14 protein-coding genes are annotated in these 18,466 nt (G+C 40.2%); 13 read left to right on the forward strand and 1 reads right to left on the reverse strand.

Going from position 1 to position 18,466, the window contains the following annotated elements; all coding sequences use genetic code 11:
* Window positions 1-751 precede the first annotated feature (751 nt).
* The 9 genes from QUF94_RS27360 to cuyA all read left to right on the forward strand — a co-directional run bounded on the left by QUF94_RS27360 (window position 752) and on the right by cuyA (window position 13,196).
* Window positions 752-1,957, forward strand: coding sequence for a quaternary amine ABC transporter ATP-binding protein (locus QUF94_RS27360; protein ID WP_192207592.1), 1,206 nt, complete (start codon window positions 752-754; stop codon window positions 1,955-1,957).
* 4 nt (window positions 1,958-1,961) lie between these two features.
* Entirely contained in the window at window positions 1,962-3,689 is a 1,728-nt protein-coding gene (locus QUF94_RS27365; protein ID WP_289318803.1) for a glycine betaine ABC transporter substrate-binding protein, read from the forward strand.
* A 650-nt stretch (window positions 3,690-4,339) separates the two neighbouring features.
* Entirely contained in the window at window positions 4,340-5,548 is a 1,209-nt protein-coding gene (locus QUF94_RS27370; RefSeq protein ID WP_289318804.1) for an FAD/NAD(P)-binding oxidoreductase, read from the forward strand.
* A gap of 58 nt (window positions 5,549-5,606) precedes the next feature.
* Complete coding sequence (locus tag QUF94_RS27375; protein WP_289318805.1) at window positions 5,607-7,019, forward strand: MBL fold metallo-hydrolase; 1,413 nt, start codon at window positions 5,607-5,609, stop codon at window positions 7,017-7,019.
* A gap of 241 nt (window positions 7,020-7,260) precedes the next feature.
* On the forward strand, window positions 7,261-8,436 hold the full coding sequence (locus tag QUF94_RS27380; RefSeq protein ID WP_289318806.1) for a MalY/PatB family protein: 1,176 nt from the start codon (window positions 7,261-7,263) through the stop codon (window positions 8,434-8,436).
* 63 nt (window positions 8,437-8,499) lie between these two features.
* On the forward strand, window positions 8,500-9,945 hold the full coding sequence (locus tag QUF94_RS27385) for a sigma-54 interaction domain-containing protein (RefSeq protein ID WP_289318807.1): 1,446 nt from the start codon (window positions 8,500-8,502) through the stop codon (window positions 9,943-9,945).
* A 213-nt stretch (window positions 9,946-10,158) separates the two neighbouring features.
* On the forward strand, window positions 10,159-11,637 hold the full coding sequence (locus QUF94_RS27390; protein WP_289318808.1) for an amino acid permease: 1,479 nt from the start codon (window positions 10,159-10,161) through the stop codon (window positions 11,635-11,637).
* A gap of 94 nt (window positions 11,638-11,731) precedes the next feature.
* A complete protein-coding gene (locus QUF94_RS27395; RefSeq protein WP_289318809.1) occupies window positions 11,732-12,109 on the forward strand; it encodes a RidA family protein in 378 nt (125 codons plus the stop codon).
* A gap of 91 nt (window positions 12,110-12,200) precedes the next feature.
* Window positions 12,201-13,196, forward strand: a complete 996-nt coding sequence (gene cuyA, locus QUF94_RS27400) for a D-cysteate sulfo-lyase (RefSeq protein ID WP_289318810.1) — start codon at window positions 12,201-12,203, stop codon at window positions 13,194-13,196.
* A 1,026-nt stretch (window positions 13,197-14,222) separates the two neighbouring features.
* Here the strand turns inward: cuyA and QUF94_RS27405 are convergent.
* On the reverse strand, window positions 14,223-14,405 hold the full coding sequence (locus tag QUF94_RS27405; protein WP_289318811.1) for a hypothetical protein: 183 nt from the start codon (window positions 14,403-14,405) through the stop codon (window positions 14,223-14,225).
* Window positions 14,406-14,766: 361 nt separating this feature from the next.
* Here QUF94_RS27405 and QUF94_RS27410 point away from each other — a divergent pair, with 361 nt between their 5' ends.
* The 4 genes from QUF94_RS27410 (at window position 14,767) to essB (ending at window position 18,438) form a co-directional block, all read left to right on the forward strand.
* Window positions 14,767-15,681, forward strand: coding sequence for a nucleoside hydrolase (locus QUF94_RS27410; protein WP_289318812.1), 915 nt, complete (start codon window positions 14,767-14,769; stop codon window positions 15,679-15,681).
* A 713-nt stretch (window positions 15,682-16,394) separates the two neighbouring features.
* On the forward strand, window positions 16,395-16,685 hold the full coding sequence (locus QUF94_RS27415; protein WP_034306171.1) for a WXG100 family type VII secretion target: 291 nt from the start codon (window positions 16,395-16,397) through the stop codon (window positions 16,683-16,685).
* Window positions 16,686-16,780: 95 nt separating this feature from the next.
* A complete protein-coding gene (gene yukD, locus QUF94_RS27420) occupies window positions 16,781-17,020 on the forward strand; it encodes an ESX secretion system protein YukD (protein ID WP_289318832.1) in 240 nt (79 codons plus the stop codon).
* A gap of 71 nt (window positions 17,021-17,091) precedes the next feature.
* On the forward strand, window positions 17,092-18,438 hold the full coding sequence (gene essB, locus QUF94_RS27425; RefSeq protein ID WP_289318813.1) for a type VII secretion protein EssB: 1,347 nt from the start codon (window positions 17,092-17,094) through the stop codon (window positions 18,436-18,438).
* The last annotated feature ends 28 nt before the right edge of the window (window positions 18,439-18,466 follow it).

Below are 18,466 nucleotides of genomic sequence, written 5' to 3' on the forward strand. Positions count from 1 at the left end.
AGGTTTTTAGAGTCTTTAGGAACCTTAAGAATCGATGGCGTAAATGGGCTTTTTAGGCAAGAATTCCGTCCCACATCATTTGAACTTATATTCATTCTTTGTTAAGGTAATGAAGTACTTTAGGGATACAGGTTCCGTCCGTGTGTTGAGACTGAACAAAACTCTAAAATAAAAAACCATTATATTTCAGTTGGTATATGCTGTGCCTGTTAGTTTCCTCAGTTGTAGTGCACCTCTTTTCCCTGCAAAGCTCAAATTAGACACATTGGGAATCCCATAATCATATTTCAATGCGTTTTGGTGTTATACTGCACTGCAAGTATCATTCCACCTGGTTAAGGAAATGAAGTACTTTAGAGGGTAGTCGTAAGTCCACCATCTGGACAAAACTCTAAGTGGAAATCGTTTATATTACAGTTGGTATATGTTGTGCCTGCTAGTTTCCTCAGTTGTGATTGCACCCTCTTTTTTCCTACTTGAAATGCTCAATTTATCACACAAAATATAATCCAAGTAAAGAAGTGCTTCTTGGGAATAATAAATGTAGATTATTTTTCTATGCACGTTATGCCTTGTGCCACTGAATAAGTGTCACTTCCGCTTTTTTGAAGAAAAAGTAATGGGGTAGAATAGCTTTGTTAATTTCGGTTATTTCAAGATACTTGTGGATTAATAATCATCACTCGCATAAAACGGGGGAATTCAGCAAAACTGAATATCATATGGGCAACTATTAGAATGAGGTGACTTGATGAAGCCGTATGTAGAAGTCAGAAATGTCTCGAAAATTTTTGGCAAATCTCCAAAAGCAGCAACAGACTTATTGAAGCAAGGCAAGACGAAAAAAGAAATCTTGAAAGAAACGGGACAAACGGTCGGAGTGAATAATGTTAATTTCGAGATTTATCCCGGAGAGATTTTTGTCATCATGGGCCTATCAGGAAGCGGGAAATCCACTTTGATCCGCATGTTCAATCGTTTGATCGATCCCACTTTGGGTGAAATCTTAATTGATGATGAAGATATCGTGAAGATGAACGCTGCCAGATTAAGGGAAGTCAGACAAAAGAAAATAAGCATGGTCTTTCAGAATTTTGCTTTATTTCCGCATAAAACGATATTGGAAAACGCTGAATTTGGGCTCGAAATACAAAAAGTTGATCCAGCAAAACGTCATGAAAATGCGATGAAGGCTCTTGAGGCCGTTGGATTGAAAGGCTACGAAAATCAGCTGCCATCACAGCTTAGTGGTGGTATGCAGCAAAGGGTTGGGTTAGCCCGGGCACTCGCAAGTGATACGGATATCCTATTGATGGATGAAGCCTTCAGTGCCCTTGATCCATTGATTCGTAAGGATATGCAGGATGAACTGATTCAAATCCAAGATCAGTACAAAAAAACGATCATTTTCATTACCCATGATCTTGATGAAGCATTAAGAATCGGGGATAGAATTGCCCTTATGAAAGATGGAAGTGTCATTCAATTGGGAACCCCTGAACAAATCATGATGAATCCAGCCAATGAATTCGTCGAGAAGTTTGTGGAAGATGTTGATTTATCAAAAGTATTGACAGCATCTCATGTGATGATACGCCCAGAGAAGATTGCGGTGGACAGAGGCCCGAGGGTTGCCTTGGAAATCATGCGCAAACAAGGGTATTCCAGCATTTTTGTTGTGGATAGAAAGCAGAAGTTATTGGGGGCCGTGACTGCTGAACAAGCTCGTCAGGCAATGAGCAATAACCAATCAATATCTGAAGTGATGTCAACCGATATCCCCACTGTAAAAGAGGATGAATTACTTGGAAACCTCATGGATGTGATGGCGACTTCAAGTTTGCCAATCTCAGTCATCGATGATCAGAATAGAATTAAAGGAATTCTGCTTCGCGGTGCCGTTATCGGTGCTTTGGCCGGAAATAAAGATTCCTTGAATGAAATGGAGAGTGAATAATTCAATGAATATGCCGAAAATCCCACTAGGAGCTTGGGTCGATTCTTTAGTGGATTGGATAACTATTGTATTTGCTGGATTATTTACACTTATTACGAATGTGATCGAGGGACTACTGGATATCCTGGTCGATGTAATGAGTGCTGGACCTTCCATCGTGTTAATTATAGTCCTAACCCTTCTGGTTACCTATACAAGCAGATGGCCCTTAGGGATATTTACATTCATTAGCTTACTATTGATCGATAATCTTGGTTATTGGGAATCAAGCATCCAAACACTGGCAATCGTTATATTGTCAGGAGTCTTAACGATAGTGATCGGGATACCGATCGGAATATGGTGTGCCCAAAATAACACTGTGCGTAAGATTGTTACCCCGATCTTGGACTTCATGCAAACAATGCCTGCATTCGTTTATTTGATTCCTTCGATCTTATTCTTTGGAATAGGGGTAGTGCCGGGGATCATTGCGTCATTCATTTTCGCAATCGCACCGACAATCCGTATGACCAATCTTGGGATTCAAGAAGTGCCTAATGATCTGATCGAAGCATCGGATGCTTTTGGTTCAACCAGCAGCCAAAAGTTATTCAAGGTACAAATACCATTGGCTACTCCAACGATAATGGCAGGAGTTAACCAAAGTATCATGCTGGCACTATCCATGGTAGTTACAGCTTCATTGGTTGGAGCACCCGGACTTGGGGCGGATGTCTACCGGGCTGTCAGCCAAATAAATGTTGGGCAAGGATTTGAAGCAGGTTTATCCATCGTAATCATTGCAATCATTCTCGATCGTATCACGCAAAACCTACGTAAGCCAGCTTACGAGCATATCATTAGCAGAAAAATCATTTTTACAATATTGGCGATACTCGTTGTATGTACTGCACTATTCAGTGCTTTTACAAAAGATACGGCTGGGAACGGGGATGAAAACAGTCTAGCTGCCAAAGCCGATTATGAAATCATCGGAATTGAACCTGGAGCAGGAATAATGAAGTTGACTAAAACGGCTATAGATGATTATAAGCTGGATGATTGGAACGTGGTTGAAGGGTCATCGGCAGCGATGGTTGCAGAATTGAAAAAAGCAATTGATAAAAAAGAACCGATCGTCGTTACTGGATGGTCACCGCATTGGATGTTCTCGACATATGACTTGAAATATCTCGAAGATCCGAATGAATCCTTCGGCAAGGCTGAAAATATTAATTCGATTGCCAGAAAAGGCCTCGAGCAAGATGCCCCTGGCGCTTATAAAATTCTTGATCAATTCTTCTGGGATACTAAAGATATGGAAGATGTAATGGTCAAAGTTACTGAAGGTATGTCTCCTTCAGAAGCAGCAGAAAAATGGATAAGCGAAAATCAGGACAAAGTAACAGAATGGACCAAAGGTGCTAAATCAGGAAATGGTGAAAAAATCAAACTGGTTTATGTTGCTTGGGACACTGAAATTGCCAGTACAAATGTGATTGGCAAGGTACTGGAGCAGAATGGCTATGATGTAACATTAAGTCAGGTTGAAGTGGGGCCAATGTTTGCCGGCGTAGCAAACGGAAGTGCGGACGCAATGGTGGCTGCATGGCTCCCGGGAACACATCTTGAATACTATAATAAGTATAAAGATGATATGGTTGACCTTGGACCAAACTTAAAAGGAACAAAGCTTGGTCTGGTCGTACCGGATTACGTCGATATTGATTCGATTGAAGACTTAAAATAAGAAAAACGAGGCAATTTTGTATTGTCCCCTACAGGTAGACTGAGGAAAAAGAGAGCATGATAAAAATGTTCTTAACAGTTTAACCTGGGAGGGGATTTTTCTATGGCAAAAAAGGGGCAAAGAATTAATATCGTTTGATGTTGGATGAGGGTTAGTCGTATCGTCAGTTTCGTGAGCGATTTGGTTTAAAGGACGACAGTATACATCCAGTTTTAAATTCTATAATACCAGTAACGTTAAATCGCCTAAATAAATTGAGGGCGATTTTTTTCTTTCATCAGAATTAACACATTACCATTGTTTATGATCCTATTTCAGTTAAACGAGCCGGAAATAAAAATTCTTGTTAACCGATATGTTAAAGAACCATTTTATACAAGTTGATTTTATTACAGGTGCAAAAATAGTTCCTATTCCTAAGAAAGCTTCAAGCCTGATGAGAAAGTCTTTTTAATAAGAATGGTAGCAAAATTGAGAATTTATAAAGTGTGGGGTATGTAAACCAAGCCGTTTTACAGGAGAAATAAGTTGGCATGGTTTTTGCTGTATAAAATAGTGAGTAAAAGTTGGTAGCCATTTACATCCTAATCATTAATGCTGAAGCGTTAGATTGGTGAGCTACTTTATAAAATGGAAATGAGGTGCTTAGAATGGCAAAGCTGAAGAATGATACACATTACAAAATTTTGATTGTAGGAGGTGGCAGTGCCGGAATTACGGTCGCAGCTCGTCTCTTGCGTGAATCACGTACTCTGAGCGGAAACATTGCCATCATTGACCCTGCCACGAAACATTATTATCAGCCATTATGGACACTTGTAGGAGCTGGCGAAGCTGACAAAACTGTGACACAAAGGGAGGAAGCATCCGTTATTCCGAACGGAGCCGTGTGGGTACAGGATGCGGTTTCCACATTTGAGCCCGATGAAAATGTTGTTGTAACAGCATCCGGAAAGAAACTGCACTACGAATATCTAGTTGTCGCAGCCGGGATTCAAATTGACTGGCATAAAATCAAAGGTTTAAAAGAGAGTATAGGAAAGAATGGGGTATGTAGTAATTACTCTTATGATTATGTTGATAGCACCTGGGAGGCGATCAGAAACTTCAAGGGGGGGACTTCCATTTTCACCAATCCCAACACGCCGGTAAAATGCGGTGGGGCTCCTCAAAAAATTATGTATATAGCAGAAGACTATTTCAGAAAATCAGGAGTTCGCCAGCAATCTTCGGTTATTTTTGTTTCAGGTAGCCCATCCATATTCAATGTGAAAAAATATGAACAAGCACTAAATAAGATAATTGAACGAAAAGAAATAGAGACATATTTTATGCATCATCTTGTTGAAATTGATGGTGACAAGAAGCGAGCGACATTTGAAAACCTGAACACAGAAGAGCGCGTGAATATGAATTATGACATGATACATGTGGTACCACCGATGAGCGCCCCTGATATTATCAAGAATAGTTCGCTCGCGGCAAGTAATGGGTGGCTGAATGTGGACAAATATACGCTTCAGCATCAACACTATGACAATGTATTTGGCATAGGGGATTGCACAAACCTGCCTACGTCAAAAACGGGGGCTGCGATTCGCAAACAAGCGCCCGTGCTTGTGCAAAATTTGCTTCATCGGATGCGTGACAAACTTATGGTTCATAAATATGACGGCTATACATCATGTCCGCTTGTTACTGGATATGGGCGGCTTATACTGGCTGAATTCAATTATGATTTACAGCCGCAAGAAACCTTTCCAATCGATCAATCCCGTGAGAGATTAAGTATGTATTTATTGAAGAAGAACTTGCTTCCCGTTATGTATTGGAACGGGATGCTTAAAGGAATGATGTAATAACATTGATAGCCATAACAAAACAAAGTATCCGAGGTGCTTGAAAGGAGAAGGATTTATGCTATTAAAGTATTTTTATGATGAGAAACTGGCTCAAGCTTCATACCTTGTGGGATGTCAGGCTACCGGCGAAGCAATCATTGTTGATCCCTCACGTAATATAGAACCTTACATAAAAACTGCAAGAGCACATGGTGTGAGGATCGTGGGAGTAACGGAAACACACATCCATGCCGATTTTTTGTCTGGTTCACAGGAGCTGGCTTCAAGGCTTGATACCACATTGTATTTGTCTGATGAAGGAGGGCCGGACTGGAAATATGAGTACGCAACTGGGTATGAACACCGCTTTCTGAAAAATGGAGATGTATTTGCCATTGGAAATATCAATTTTGAGGTGGTACATACACCAGGACACACACCTGAACATATATCGCTGCTCGTAACAGATGGGGGTTCATCTACCAAGGATCCACTCGGTATATTTACCGGGGATTTTGTATTTGTCGGTGATGTTGGGCGGCCCGACTTATTAGAAAAAACAGCAGGGGTGCACGGGTCTTCGGAAAAAATGGCACGCATGATGTATCGGTCTTTACAGCAGTTTAAAAACCTTCCTGACTATCTGCAAGTATGGCCGGGGCATGGAGCGGGCAGTGCTTGTGGAAAAGCGCTAGGTGCAATCCCGTCGTCAACCATCGGCTATGAAAAACGGACAAATTGGGCACTGCAATATGATAATGAGGATCGCTTTATGGAAGCGCTATTGGCTGGACAGCCTGAGGCACCCCCTTATTTTTCAAAGATGAAGCGGTTGAATAAAGAGGGAGCGCAACAAATTCGAGGGATAGCAGCACCACTTACAATGGAGGATTCAATAGATATTGTGCAGGAATGGACGGAACAGGGAATTGTCTTAGATACGCGTCCAGCCTGTGAATTTGCCACCAAGCATATACGAGGCGTAATTAATATCCCATATAACAAATCATTTGTAACGTGGGCGGGATGGCTCTTGGATTATGACTTGCCTATATATCTTCTAGCAAGCAATGCAGATGTTGTAGATATTGTAAAAGATCTCCAGTCCATTGGATTGGATCGCGTCATTGCAACAATGGATCCATATATCATTGAGCACGCTGGTGAATCTGATTCACGCGTTATGAAATATGAAGAATTGACTATGGGTAAGATAGGTGACGCAATTCAAACAGAAAGCATATATGTGCTTGATGTCCGAAGCATGGCTGAATGGAAGGAAGGCCATATTCCAAAAGCTAATCATGTCATGCTGGGTCATTTACAAGAACAAGCACATAAACTTCCACATGATAAACCAATTTTGGTTTATTGCAAAACAGGAGGAAGATCAGCCATCGCTGCAAGCCTTCTACAAGTTCATGGTTTTAAAGAAGTACAAAGCCTTGTAGGCGGTTATGAGGAATGGAGAAAACAGAAGAAGTTGTGACCCACCGCAGATCTTTATGAAAATCTCTTAATTTTATCATCCATGCGAAAAAATTTCCTAAGATTGCAAAAGTGCTAATGCTTAGGATGAAACGTTTTTTTTAAAATGACCGTGTTATTAGGGACTTCAAACAAGATATTCTATGAAAATAAGGAGATTTTTAAAGAGAAATGAGTTGGCATGACAATTGCTTATATAAAAGTCAGGATACACAAGCAAACATGAGAAGGAGAGATACTCGATGAAATATAATTTTGACCAAGAAATCCGTCGACAGGGTACAGCCTGCGAAAAGTGGGATGATCTTGAAAATCATTTTGGAGTAAAGGATGTTATTCCGATGTGGGTGGCCGATATGGATTTTCAGTCTCCACAACCTGTCATCGAAGCATTAAAACAACGTGTGGAGCACGGTGTATATGGCTACATGCTTAGGCCTGACTCGTATATGGAATCCATTGTTGGTTGGCTAAAAAGAAGACATCGATGGTCCGTTGAGAAAGAATGGATTACCCACAGCCCAGGTGTGATCCCAGCCCTATCGTTGGCGATTCAGTCCTTCACGCAGAAAGGGGACAAAATTATTATCCAACCGCCTGTATACCATCATTTTGCCCGTGTGATCCAAGCGAACGGCCGTGAAATCGTAAACAACCCGCTTAAGCTTGAAAATGGGAGTTATTCCATAGATTTCGATGATCTAGAGGCAAAGATAGATTCAACGGTAAAAATGTTGATTCTGTGTAGTCCTCATAACCCAATCGGAAGGGTATGGAGCAGAGAAGAATTGACGAGATTGGGACAGATTTGTATGAAGCATAACATTCTCGTTGTGGCAGATGAAATTCATTTTGACTTTGTTTATAAGACACATACACACATTCCTTTTGCCTCTATTTCAGAAGAGTTTGCGAATCATTCTCTTACCTGCATTGCGCCAAGCAAAACTTTTAACCTGATGGGTGTACAGACGTCAAGTATCATTATTCCAAACCAGCAGCTGCGTGAAAGGTATGATCGAGAACTTAATGCATTATCCATTGGTTCGCCGAACATATTTGGTGTTGTTGCGTTAGAGGCTGCATACCGCTACGGAGAAGAATGGCTGGATCAGCTCCTTGAATATTTGCAGGGGAATTTGGAGTTCACTCTGAGTTACTTCAGCAAAAACATCCCGCAAATCAAAGTCATTCAGCCTGAAGGCTCATACCTTGTATGGCTTGATTGCCGGGAATTGGGAGTTGAAGAAATGGATCAATTTATGTTGCGCCGAGCAAGGGTTGCAATGAATGAAGGGCACATTTTCGGTATGGAAGGAGAAGGGTTTATGCGACTTAATATCGCTTGCCCGCGTTCGATGTTGAAAAATGCCTTGGGTGGCATAGAAAAAGCTGTTTCCTCTTTGTGCAAAGCGTAGAAATTTATTTTATAATAAAATTATTTTATTATTTCATATAGCGCTATAGCAGAGGAGGATAATATGGCAGGCTTTATCGGCATACAGCAGTTTATTCAAGATTACGCTGAGAACACAGCAGGAATCCTTGGTCTGGATATAACCGTGCTTGATGAAAAGGGCGTTCGCATTAGCGGAACCGGCTACTATAAAGATCTCATTGGCAAAACTGCTCCGGAAGGCTCCTTTTTCAGAATGATATTGGAAACAGGGGAGCCTGGAGTGGTTTACGATGTGAAAAGAGATGAGTCGCAGTGTAGGAGTTGTAAATTCGTAAATCAATGCAAAGAACTCGCTACCATCGGGTTTCCTATTGTAAAGCAAGACAAACCGGTTGGCGTAATCGGCATGATTGGTTTTTCCCATGAACAAAAGGAGAAAATGATTTTAGAATCAGAGAATCTGATACAGTTTTTACGCAATGTTAGTACATTGTTAGTCAATAAATTAGCAATGCTGGATCCTGGTAAAGAACCGGGTTGCAAAATTCAAGAAGATATCCCGATCCCCCCGAAATCTATTACTTTTGAAAACATTCTTGGTAAAGATTCCGGGCTTCAAGATGTTATTAAAAAAGCAAGACGGATTATAAACAGCCCATCCACTGTCCTGATTAGGGGAGATAGCGGTACGGGGAAGGAATTATTAGCCAAAGCGATTCATTTTGAAAGCAAGCGCCGGATGCATTCATTTGTAGCAGTTAATTGCGCTGCCATACCTGAGAGCTTGTTGGAAAGTGAGTTGTTTGGTTATGAGGGCGGATCATTTACCGGCTCAAGTCGGAATGGGAAAATGGGAAAATTCGAATTAGCGCACAACGGAACCATCTTTCTTGATGAAATTGGAGATATGCCGCTTTTCTTGCAGCCAAAGTTATTACGGGTTTTACAAGAAAGAGAGATTGAAAGAATCGGAGGAAAAAAAGCAATCGAGATTAATGTACGGGTGATTGCAGCCACTCATCAAAACTTGGAGGAAATGGTGCGAAACGGCACTTTTCGCGAGGATTTATATTATCGTCTCAATGTCATCCCTCTCCATACCAAACCCTTGCGAGAGCGACGTGATGATATCGCTTTGTATCTTGAACATTTCATGCATAAACATTGTAAGATCATGCAAAGGTACCCATTGAGACTTGACCCCATGCTGGAGCGATGGCTCATACGCTATGATTGGCCGGGGAATATACGGCAGTTGGAAAACGCTGTAGAATATATGGTCAATATGGCCGAATCAGATATTGCGGGCTTCCATGATTTACCTGACTATCTCTTTCAACAGGATCCTCTCTCTTTTGAGTGTAGTGGATTAAGTTTAGAACAAATGATTTCAGAATATGAAAAAGACATAATCCAGAGCTTTTTCCTGGCTGAAAAATATCGCGATGATAAAGAACAAATTGCCCGGGAACTAAAGATTAGCCTGTCTACTCTTTATCGCAAGTTGGAAAAGTATAAATTATGTTAACTTCATCTATTTCACTCAAGAATGCGGGAGAGTGCTTATAGCATTTTCTCGGCTGAATTTGAAAGGAGTGAAGACAAAAACAGAAGGTAGAGGTATTTTATGAGTTGACCGAAAATTATAAAAATATCTCAATAAAGAGATTTTTCAAAAGAACAACAAGATGAGCCTGCATGCCAATTGTATTGGAACTATGAGTAAACAGGGGGATACACTATGGGGAAATTAGAAGCAGAGATAAGCAACACCCTAGAAGAGCGAAATCCAAAAGCAACATTACAAAGGAAGCTTAAATCCAGACATTTAACGATGATGGCTATTGGTGGCGCTATTGGAACTGGATTGTTTGTATCCAGCGGATCGACGATTAGCACTGCGGGGCCGGGAGGAGCGCTTGCTGCATTCATTCTGGTCGGTATCATGGTCTATTTTGTAATGAATAGTTTAGGAGAGCTATCGGCCTTCTTACCGGTTCCAGGGGCCTTTGACATCTATGCCTCAAAGTATATTGATCCTGCGTTTGGCTTTGCGTTAGGTTGGAACTATTGGTATACGACCGCGATAACGGTTCCTGCAGATTTGGTGGCCTCTACTCTTATTATGAAGTATTGGTTTCCAGATGCACCTTCTATCTTGTGGAGCGCATTATTTCTGGGTCTGTTGATACTCTTAAATATTCTATCAGTCAAGGCTTATGGGGAAAGTGAATACTGGTTTGCTGGTATTAAGGTCATCTCGATCATCGTGTTTCTCGTTATAGGGGTTGCCATGATTTTTGGAATTATGGGAGGACATGAGGTCGGATTCAGTAACTTTACCCAAGGGGATGCTCCTTTCCATGGCGGGCTTATATCTATCTTTAGTGTAGTACTCATCGCCGGCTTTTCGTTCCAGGGAACTGAGGTGATTGCGACGGCTGCCGGTGAAACCGAAAATCCATCGAAAAACGTACCGAAAGCGATTAGGTCAATCTTCTGGCGAATCCTTATTTTCTACGTAATGACGATTTTTGTTATCGGTTTGATTATCCCTTATACGGATCCAAACCTGCTTAAATCCGGCGTTGAAAACGTATCTATCAGCCCCTTTACGCTTGTTCTTGAGAAAGCCGGGTTGGCATTTGCCGCTTCTGTAATGAATGCCGTGCTTCTTACATCTGTATTATCTGCAGCAAATTCAGCAATGTATGCTTCTTCACGCATGCTATGGGCTCTAGCAAAAGAAGGAAAGGCACCACGAATCTTTGCACGCCTCAACCGGAAGGGAATTCCCATGTTGGCCCTCTGTACAACAGCAATTATAGGACTAGTCTCTTTTTTAGCTTCCCTTTTTGGAAATGGTGCCGTTTTTATTTGGCTGATAAACGCTTCAGCCCTTACCGGATTTATCAAATGGTTCGGGATTGCCGCTAGTCATTACCGCTTCCGTAAAGCATATGTAGCCCAAGGCCGAGATCTAAATGAATTGCCGTTTAAGGCCAAATGGTACCCTCTGGGCCCGGTTATCACACTGTTATTTTTTGTGGTTTTCATTTTTGGACAGACTCTTTTTTTCGGACATCAGATTGGCTGGGCGGAAATACTGGCTACGTACATCGGTCTTCCTATTTTCTTGCTTCTCTGGTTGGGTTATAAAATCATTAAGAAAACAAAAATGGTGCCGCTAATGGAGTGTGATTTTGAGCGCAAAGAATAAGTGGGAAGATTGTGGAATGTAAGCGTTGTATTCAGAGGGATTTTAAATTGAATTCCGTTTTACCGGGATTACAAAAAAACAAGAGGTGGTTTATATGATAAAAGAAGCAATCATGACAAAAGCAGCCCCCAAGGCTATCGGTCCTTATTCACAAGGTATTAAGGCAGGAAATATAGTGTACACTTCAGGGCAGCTTCCAATTGATCCTGAAACTGGAGAAATGCCTGATAATATTGAGGAGCAAACAAGGATGTCATTGGAGAATCTTAAGAATGTTATAGAAGCGGCGGGAGCAAGCTTACAGCAGGTAATAAAAACAACGGTTTTTTTAAGCGATATGAATCACTTTGCTGTGATGAATCATGTATATGAAGAGTTTTTCTCTGATAATTATCCGGCAAGAAGTGCGATTGAAGTTGCTCGTTTACCTAAAGATGCCTTTATTGAAATCGAAGCCATTGCTATGATTTAATAATAAGAAAAGAGAATGTTAGAATGATATTCTCTTTTCTTTTATGTACATATGGTTAGTCTTAAACAGAGAAATATGGAGGAGATTTAATATGAATTTAGCACAATTCCCCAGACAACGATATACACCAACATATACACCTATTGAGAAATTAGATCATTTTTCTGAAGTTCTTGGGGGCCCATCCATTTATGTTAAACGAGATGATATGCTTGGTCTGACGGCTGGGGGAAATAAAACAAGAAAACTGGAATTCCTTGTTGCCGATGCGTTGGAAAAAGGCGCGGATACGTTGATTACATGTGGAGGCATTCAATCAAATCATTGCCGCTTGACACTAGCTGCTGCCGTTAAAGAGAAAATGAAGTGCATCCTGGTGTTGGAAGAGGGACTTTCAAAAAATTCAGAGCCGGATTTTAACGGTAACTATTTTCTCTATCATTTATTGGGCGCTGAAAATATCAAAGTTGTGCCTAATGGAGCGGACTTAATGCAAGAAATGCAGAAAGTAGCTAATGAGGTAACGGAGAAAGGAAATCGACCTTACGTAATACCAGTCGGGGGATCCAATGTGATTGGCGCAACAGGATATGTTGCTTGCGCTCAGGAGATTTTGGCACAATCATTTAATCAAGGAATCGATATGAAAGCAGTCATTTGTGTAAGTGGCAGTGGGGGAATGCATGCTGGTTTGGTGACCGGATTTCATGGAAAACAAAGTGGAATATCGGTAATTGGAATAAATGTAAGTAGAGGAAAAGCTGAACAAGAAGAGAAAGTTTTTCAACTTGTTAAAGAAACTTCAGCACACGTCGGCATTCCAAATTCAATCCCTCGTGAGGCTGTTACGTGTTTTGATGAGTATGTCGGACCGGGTTATGCTCTGCCTACACCTGAAATGGTGGAAGCAGTCAAGCTAATGGCAAGAACAGAAGGGATTTTGTTGGATCCGGTATATACGGGTAAAGCGGCAGCGGGACTCATTGATTTAATCCAAAAAGGCACCTTTAAGCCGGAGGATAACATCCTATTTGTTCACTCTGGTGGTGCTTCATCGCTATACGCGAATACTTCTCTCTTTTATTGAAATCTGATTATTATATGGCGATAGTGTGAATCAAAAAAAATAAAATAGAAGGCCCAGTAAATATCCGGTTCTGGTTCTAAGATGCCTTTATTTGAAAGAGGTATTTAGAATCAGTCTCATGCAGCCATACCAAATAGTTGATGAATGAACTTCATCTGATTTGGAATAGACTTGAAAAATGCTTTCTCCTGCTGTGGGATAGAATATGATGAAAATTATCCCGTAACTAGACTATTAAATGAGGTTTGTTTTTTTGCATTCGTCAAAAATGAGCTGGACGAAAATTTCCGGCTCATCAGAATCATGGTTTTTAAGAAAACATTCACCATAATGTACATGTCCTTTCCTTCCATATATTCAGTTTTAAGTCGCTGGTTCAATCCCATCGTCTTCCAAAAGAAAAGCTCCATTTTGCTAAGCGGCTTACAGCTTAACCAATGGGGCTTTTTAAAGTATATGTGAGATATCCTTTTTTAAAAATTATATTCAGCTGTTAAAAATATATAATCGATATACGTTTTTTCCTTGTTTGGCATTTTATCAACAAATGGAGAAGTTATTTTCTTTTCATCAAATTCTAAAAGTCTCATCCAGTAATTGATAAATGACAAGCATTAGAATGACATCGTTCCCTGTTGCTTTTTATTTAACTTGCTGTTCTATTCCAAAATAATGGCCATTAACCGTCATCAACATCTAATTGTAATCATTTACAAGTTCATCTCATAACAGTGGACCGCTAGACCCTACAGCAATAGATTTATTCTTTTGAACCTAAGGATAAATAATATGAGAAGCGATGATATAGGTTTATCTTATGGCGATTTAAAAATTCTTTTGACCATTCTGTTCGTTTGAAGTTTTTCCATATTCAACCATTAAAAATAAGTATTCATAGCTTCCCTGCCTTAACAGGTGCGTAAGAGCCAATTCCTTAGGCGAAGACCCATATTAGTTTATTCAGTCAAAACGAAATTCCCGCGTTTTTTCAGTTTTAATGGACAGCTGGGGTTTTAAAACTGAAGTTCAATGTATGGAAACGAACTTACTCCTTAATTCCTCTTCCGTTACTTCGATCTTTCCTTTCAAATCTTCAGCCAGTAATACATAACTTTTCACACCTATGAATTCTGAATGTGATATTAAAAAGAATTTTGTTCCCTTTTTATACGCAGAAGGATCATCTACAATCAACTTAAACATTTTCATCCTTTTTCCACCTTGGATATCATAAATTCGTAACGCATGCATTCATAACTACCTTTGGAGTAGACGTAATAGCATTGAACAAGTTGAAAAGGAATTAGGGCGCTACTAAGATACAACTTCTTCTTTTCACTTTTTATATCATTGATATTTATGAGCGGTCAACTATTTTTACTGGTAGATACAAGAACCAGCGGGCATTGTAATTTGTTTGCAAATTATGAGTATTCCTAACTTTCTGTGGAAGTGCCTATAATTGAATGTTAAAATTCAGTTGGAAAACAGTGTTTCATGATACATAAGAAAAAGAAAAGAGAGGCATTGAAAGAGCTCTCGAAAAGTGATTTTGGAAGGTGTGGAAATATTGAAACCAATCATATTCGATGTTGATACTGGAATTGATGATGCCATGGCGATGGCATATGCTTTAAATTCCCCAGAATTGGAAGTGCTCGGATTCACCACTTGCTTTGGTAACGTGCCCGTTGTTGAATCGACCCGCAATACACTTGCCGTTTTGGAGAAATTAAATAAGCGCATTCCGGTCTTTGAAGGAGCAGCCCAAACATTGGTCCGCGGAGAGAAGAAGAAATATCCCAAGCATGTTCATGGGGAAGACGGGTTAGGAAATACCCTTCAGTTTGAACCAACTATCAAGGCATCACAAGGAAATGCAGTAGACTTCATTATCGATCAAGTGAAAAGCCGACCGCATGAAATTACGATTATTGCAGTTGGACCACTGACTAACATCGCATTGGCGATTAAAAAAGCCCCAACGATCATGTCCTTGGTAAAAGAGGTCGTTATTATGGGCGGTGCCGTAAACGTACCAGGAAATGTAACGCCCTATGCTGAAGCGAACATAATATCAGATCCTGAGGCAGCTGATCAGGTATTTGCTTCAGGGCTGCCTATCACCCTAGTGGGGCTTGATGTGACACTGCAAACATACCTACTGAAATCGAAGCTTGATGATTGGCGTGCCACTGGGAAGGAAAGCGCCAAATTTTTAGCGAAAATGACCGATTATTATATGAAAGCATATGAAAACTCCCATCCAGGTTTAGGCGGTTGTGCCCTTCACGATCCGCTTGCTGTCGGGGTTGCGATTGATTCAAGTTTTGTGAGTACAGAATGGATGAACGTCAAGGTGGTGACCGGGGGTGAAGAAACAGGCAGGACAATCGGTCAACAGGATAGCGAACCTGGAATCCGTGTCTGTACGAAAGTGGAAAGTGATCGGTTTGTGAAACACTTTTTGGAACGGGTTATATGAGGGCTTGATCATTTGATAAGACTTTCATTGCCTAAGCAACGTAATTGAAATTAGGTATAAGGTATAAAGGCTATCACTTTTCCAAAAACCTTTGGGAAGAGATGGCCTGTTTCTGTTGAATTAGATTCACGCTATTTGACTTACTCCTGCTGCGAAAGCATAGCTGCAGTAAGTAGGAGTTCGAAATAATTGGAGATAGGCGAAAAAAGTTGGAGATACGGAAAAAGCGGAGATACGCTGATAGGTTGGAGGTAGGCCGAAAAAAGCCGGGTCAGGCCAAAAAATATTATATTTGCTTTGTAAAAAGGACCTCTGTCCATTCGGATGTCCCTTTTTGAATGGTTTGGAAAATCGTTCAATTATAAGACATTCTGTATGTAAACGCTGGATATTTCGAAAATTAATCAAACGTTTGATTAATTTTTAATGGAAAAGAGTCTAAAGTCACTGATGAAAATCATATATTTGAGTAATGGATCAGGAAAATTGGGTATAAGGAACTTTTTTTGCCATAAAAAGTAAAGTATTCAAAGTTAATTCAAAAAAAAGTTTAATTACTTGGGAAAACAGGTACATAGACTTTCATAATGCCATATATAGGTTTTTTTACATAATCATAATTTACCATTTTTCGACTTTGCACTTATTTATATGGCAGAAAATGTATGGTTCCATTAAAATGTACTATATAAGATATAAGGAGGAGTTTTTCTATGTCACAAATTCGCGTAACACCTTCAGAACTGAAAGATGTAGCTAGGCAATATGATAATGAAAGCCAACAGGTAACGGATATGATTGGTCGTTTAGATAGAATGAGAGATCATTTAACTGGTATTTGGGAAGGTTCTTCAAGTGAGGCTTTCGTCGGGCAGTACGAAGAATTGAAGCCTTCATTCATGGATATGGCTCGTTTGTTGAATGAAGTTTCTCAACAATTGAATAAATCAGCTCAAATCCTTGAAGACACAGATAATCAGATTGCTAGTCAAATTCGCGGATAATCAATAGTCAAAGAGATAAAGAATTTTCTAGGAAAAAGCGCCGCGACTCTTAATGAAGATCGTGGTGCTTTTTTGCTTTTAAAGAGGTGGTTTCCATATATATTCAACTTACGATCGATTTAAACAGGTACACAGGGGAAGTATTTGACTTGCAAGTGTCGAATTACCGATCCATCAAGAAGGTTGTGGAAATTGTATGGCAGGTAAAGGATATTGCCAGTGCACCTAAAGATGGCTATTGGGTGCGGGTCCAGAATAAGGAGTTTGTATGTTCAGGTTATGATACCCTGCTTGATAGCGGAATTACGACGGGGGACCGCCTTGAGATCCTCTAATGGATTAAGTGTGGGCTCGTTATAGGAATAAAGTCTAAAGCCCTTTTAGCAGGGGTAAAGGAGTACATAGAATGGATGAGAAAAAATCTTCATATCTGGAGAAAAAAACAGAAGCTGCAATTGTGAAGGGTGATAATGGGTATTCGTTCGTTTTCCAACGGGCAAAACTGTCGATGCAAGATCCATTGGAATTACAGCTTATTCATGAAGCCGATGATGCTCTCCAGAAACATATAGAAGTGACAGAGGACGAGGTGCAGATCAGAGTAAATCCACCAGCCTCTTTTTTTGTTTTTTCCAAAGCTAAAGATAAAAACCTGATAGGTCGATGGGTATCGTCCTATCAAATCGTGAAGAAAATCAGAAATCATGAATTGACTCGGCTGCAACTAGTCGTCTGTCCAGAAAATATCGTTTTTGATTCAAGCTTGGCCCCATATTTCCTGCATTATGGTGTAAAAGACAGTTTGCCTCCTTATGAACATAATCAAGATGAGCTATTTAAAGAAACGAAGGCAACGATTTCTGTACTTGTGGATGGGCAGTATACATTCGAAGAGTATTTGCTTTACCATAAAACACTAAAACTATCGAACGAATCACAAAGTATATTGGTATCGGGGACTTGGGATGAACTTTCCATGGTCATTCAAAACCGGATAGAAGCTTTAGAGAAGGAAGAAAAAGCATTTGTACATATACCTGAAAAGAAATGGAAAACGGGCCGTTATACACTTTGGGGTACGATGATCGTTCTAGTACCACTGCTGTTGTTTACGATTTACACACTATTCTTCTCCCAACCTAGGCAGGAGGCATATGTAGAAAGCGGTGAAAGCTTCTTAAAACAAAAATACAGTGAAGTCATTGACCGTTTGGAAAACTACGATCCAAAAAATATGCCGTATGTCGTTCAATATGAACTGGCTATGGCCTATGTCACTTATGAGCCGTTAGATGATGTCAGGAAGAAGAATGTAGAAAATGCAATCACTTTGCAAACGGATAGTCAGTATCTTCTATATTGGATTTATATAGGCAGGGGCATGAACGAGGACGCGATCGATTTGGCGAGAATCATGGAGGATCGCGAATTGATTACATATGGTCTGTTAAATCAGAAAGAACAGATTAAGCTGGACGATAACCTTTCAGGGGAAGAAAAGGAAACGCAAATTAAAGAAATCGATACAGAGTTGTCCCAATATGAAAAGGAAATAAAGGAATTGCAAAAGCAAATGGAGGAACAGCAAGATCAAAACCAGCCTGCAACAGAGTCCAATGATCAAGGTGAAGCGGAAGCAAAACCTGCTGTAAAAGAAGAAGTAGAGGAAAAGGAGCCTGCTTCTGGAGAAAAAGAAGAAAGTAAGGATTCCTCGAAAAAATCATCTGAAGAAAAAGAGAAAAGCAAAGAGTGAGCATTTGGCCTTTTGCGGAGGTGAGATT

This window comes from Peribacillus sp. NJ4, assembly GCF_030348345.1.
In the GTDB taxonomy this organism is placed as follows: domain Bacteria; phylum Bacillota; class Bacilli; order Bacillales; family DSM-1321; genus Peribacillus.

What these genes read in the sequence shown, in the direction of transcription:
- QUF94_RS27380 (WP_289318806.1), top strand. Translation starts at nt 7,261, where the DNA reads ATGAAATATAATTTTGACCAAGAAATCCGTCGACAGGGTACAGCCTGC.
- QUF94_RS27405 (WP_289318811.1), bottom strand. Translation starts at nt 14,405, where the DNA reads ATGAAAATGTTTAAGTTGATTGTAGATGATCCTTCTGCGTATAAAAAG.
- QUF94_RS27370 (WP_289318804.1), top strand. Translation starts at nt 4,340, where the DNA reads ATGGCAAAGCTGAAGAATGATACACATTACAAAATTTTGATTGTAGGA.
- QUF94_RS27415 (WP_034306171.1), top strand. Translation starts at nt 16,395, where the DNA reads ATGTCACAAATTCGCGTAACACCTTCAGAACTGAAAGATGTAGCTAGG.
- QUF94_RS27395 (WP_289318809.1), top strand. Translation starts at nt 11,732, where the DNA reads ATGATAAAAGAAGCAATCATGACAAAAGCAGCCCCCAAGGCTATCGGT.
- essB (WP_289318813.1), top strand. Translation starts at nt 17,092, where the DNA reads ATGGATGAGAAAAAATCTTCATATCTGGAGAAAAAAACAGAAGCTGCA.
- cuyA (WP_289318810.1), top strand. Translation starts at nt 12,201, where the DNA reads ATGAATTTAGCACAATTCCCCAGACAACGATATACACCAACATATACA.
- QUF94_RS27390 (WP_289318808.1), top strand. Translation starts at nt 10,159, where the DNA reads ATGGGGAAATTAGAAGCAGAGATAAGCAACACCCTAGAAGAGCGAAAT.
- QUF94_RS27385 (WP_289318807.1), top strand. Translation starts at nt 8,500, where the DNA reads ATGGCAGGCTTTATCGGCATACAGCAGTTTATTCAAGATTACGCTGAG.
- QUF94_RS27360 (WP_192207592.1), top strand. Translation starts at nt 752, where the DNA reads ATGAAGCCGTATGTAGAAGTCAGAAATGTCTCGAAAATTTTTGGCAAA.
- QUF94_RS27375 (WP_289318805.1), top strand. Translation starts at nt 5,607, where the DNA reads ATGCTATTAAAGTATTTTTATGATGAGAAACTGGCTCAAGCTTCATAC.
- QUF94_RS27365 (WP_289318803.1), top strand. Translation starts at nt 1,962, where the DNA reads ATGAATATGCCGAAAATCCCACTAGGAGCTTGGGTCGATTCTTTAGTG.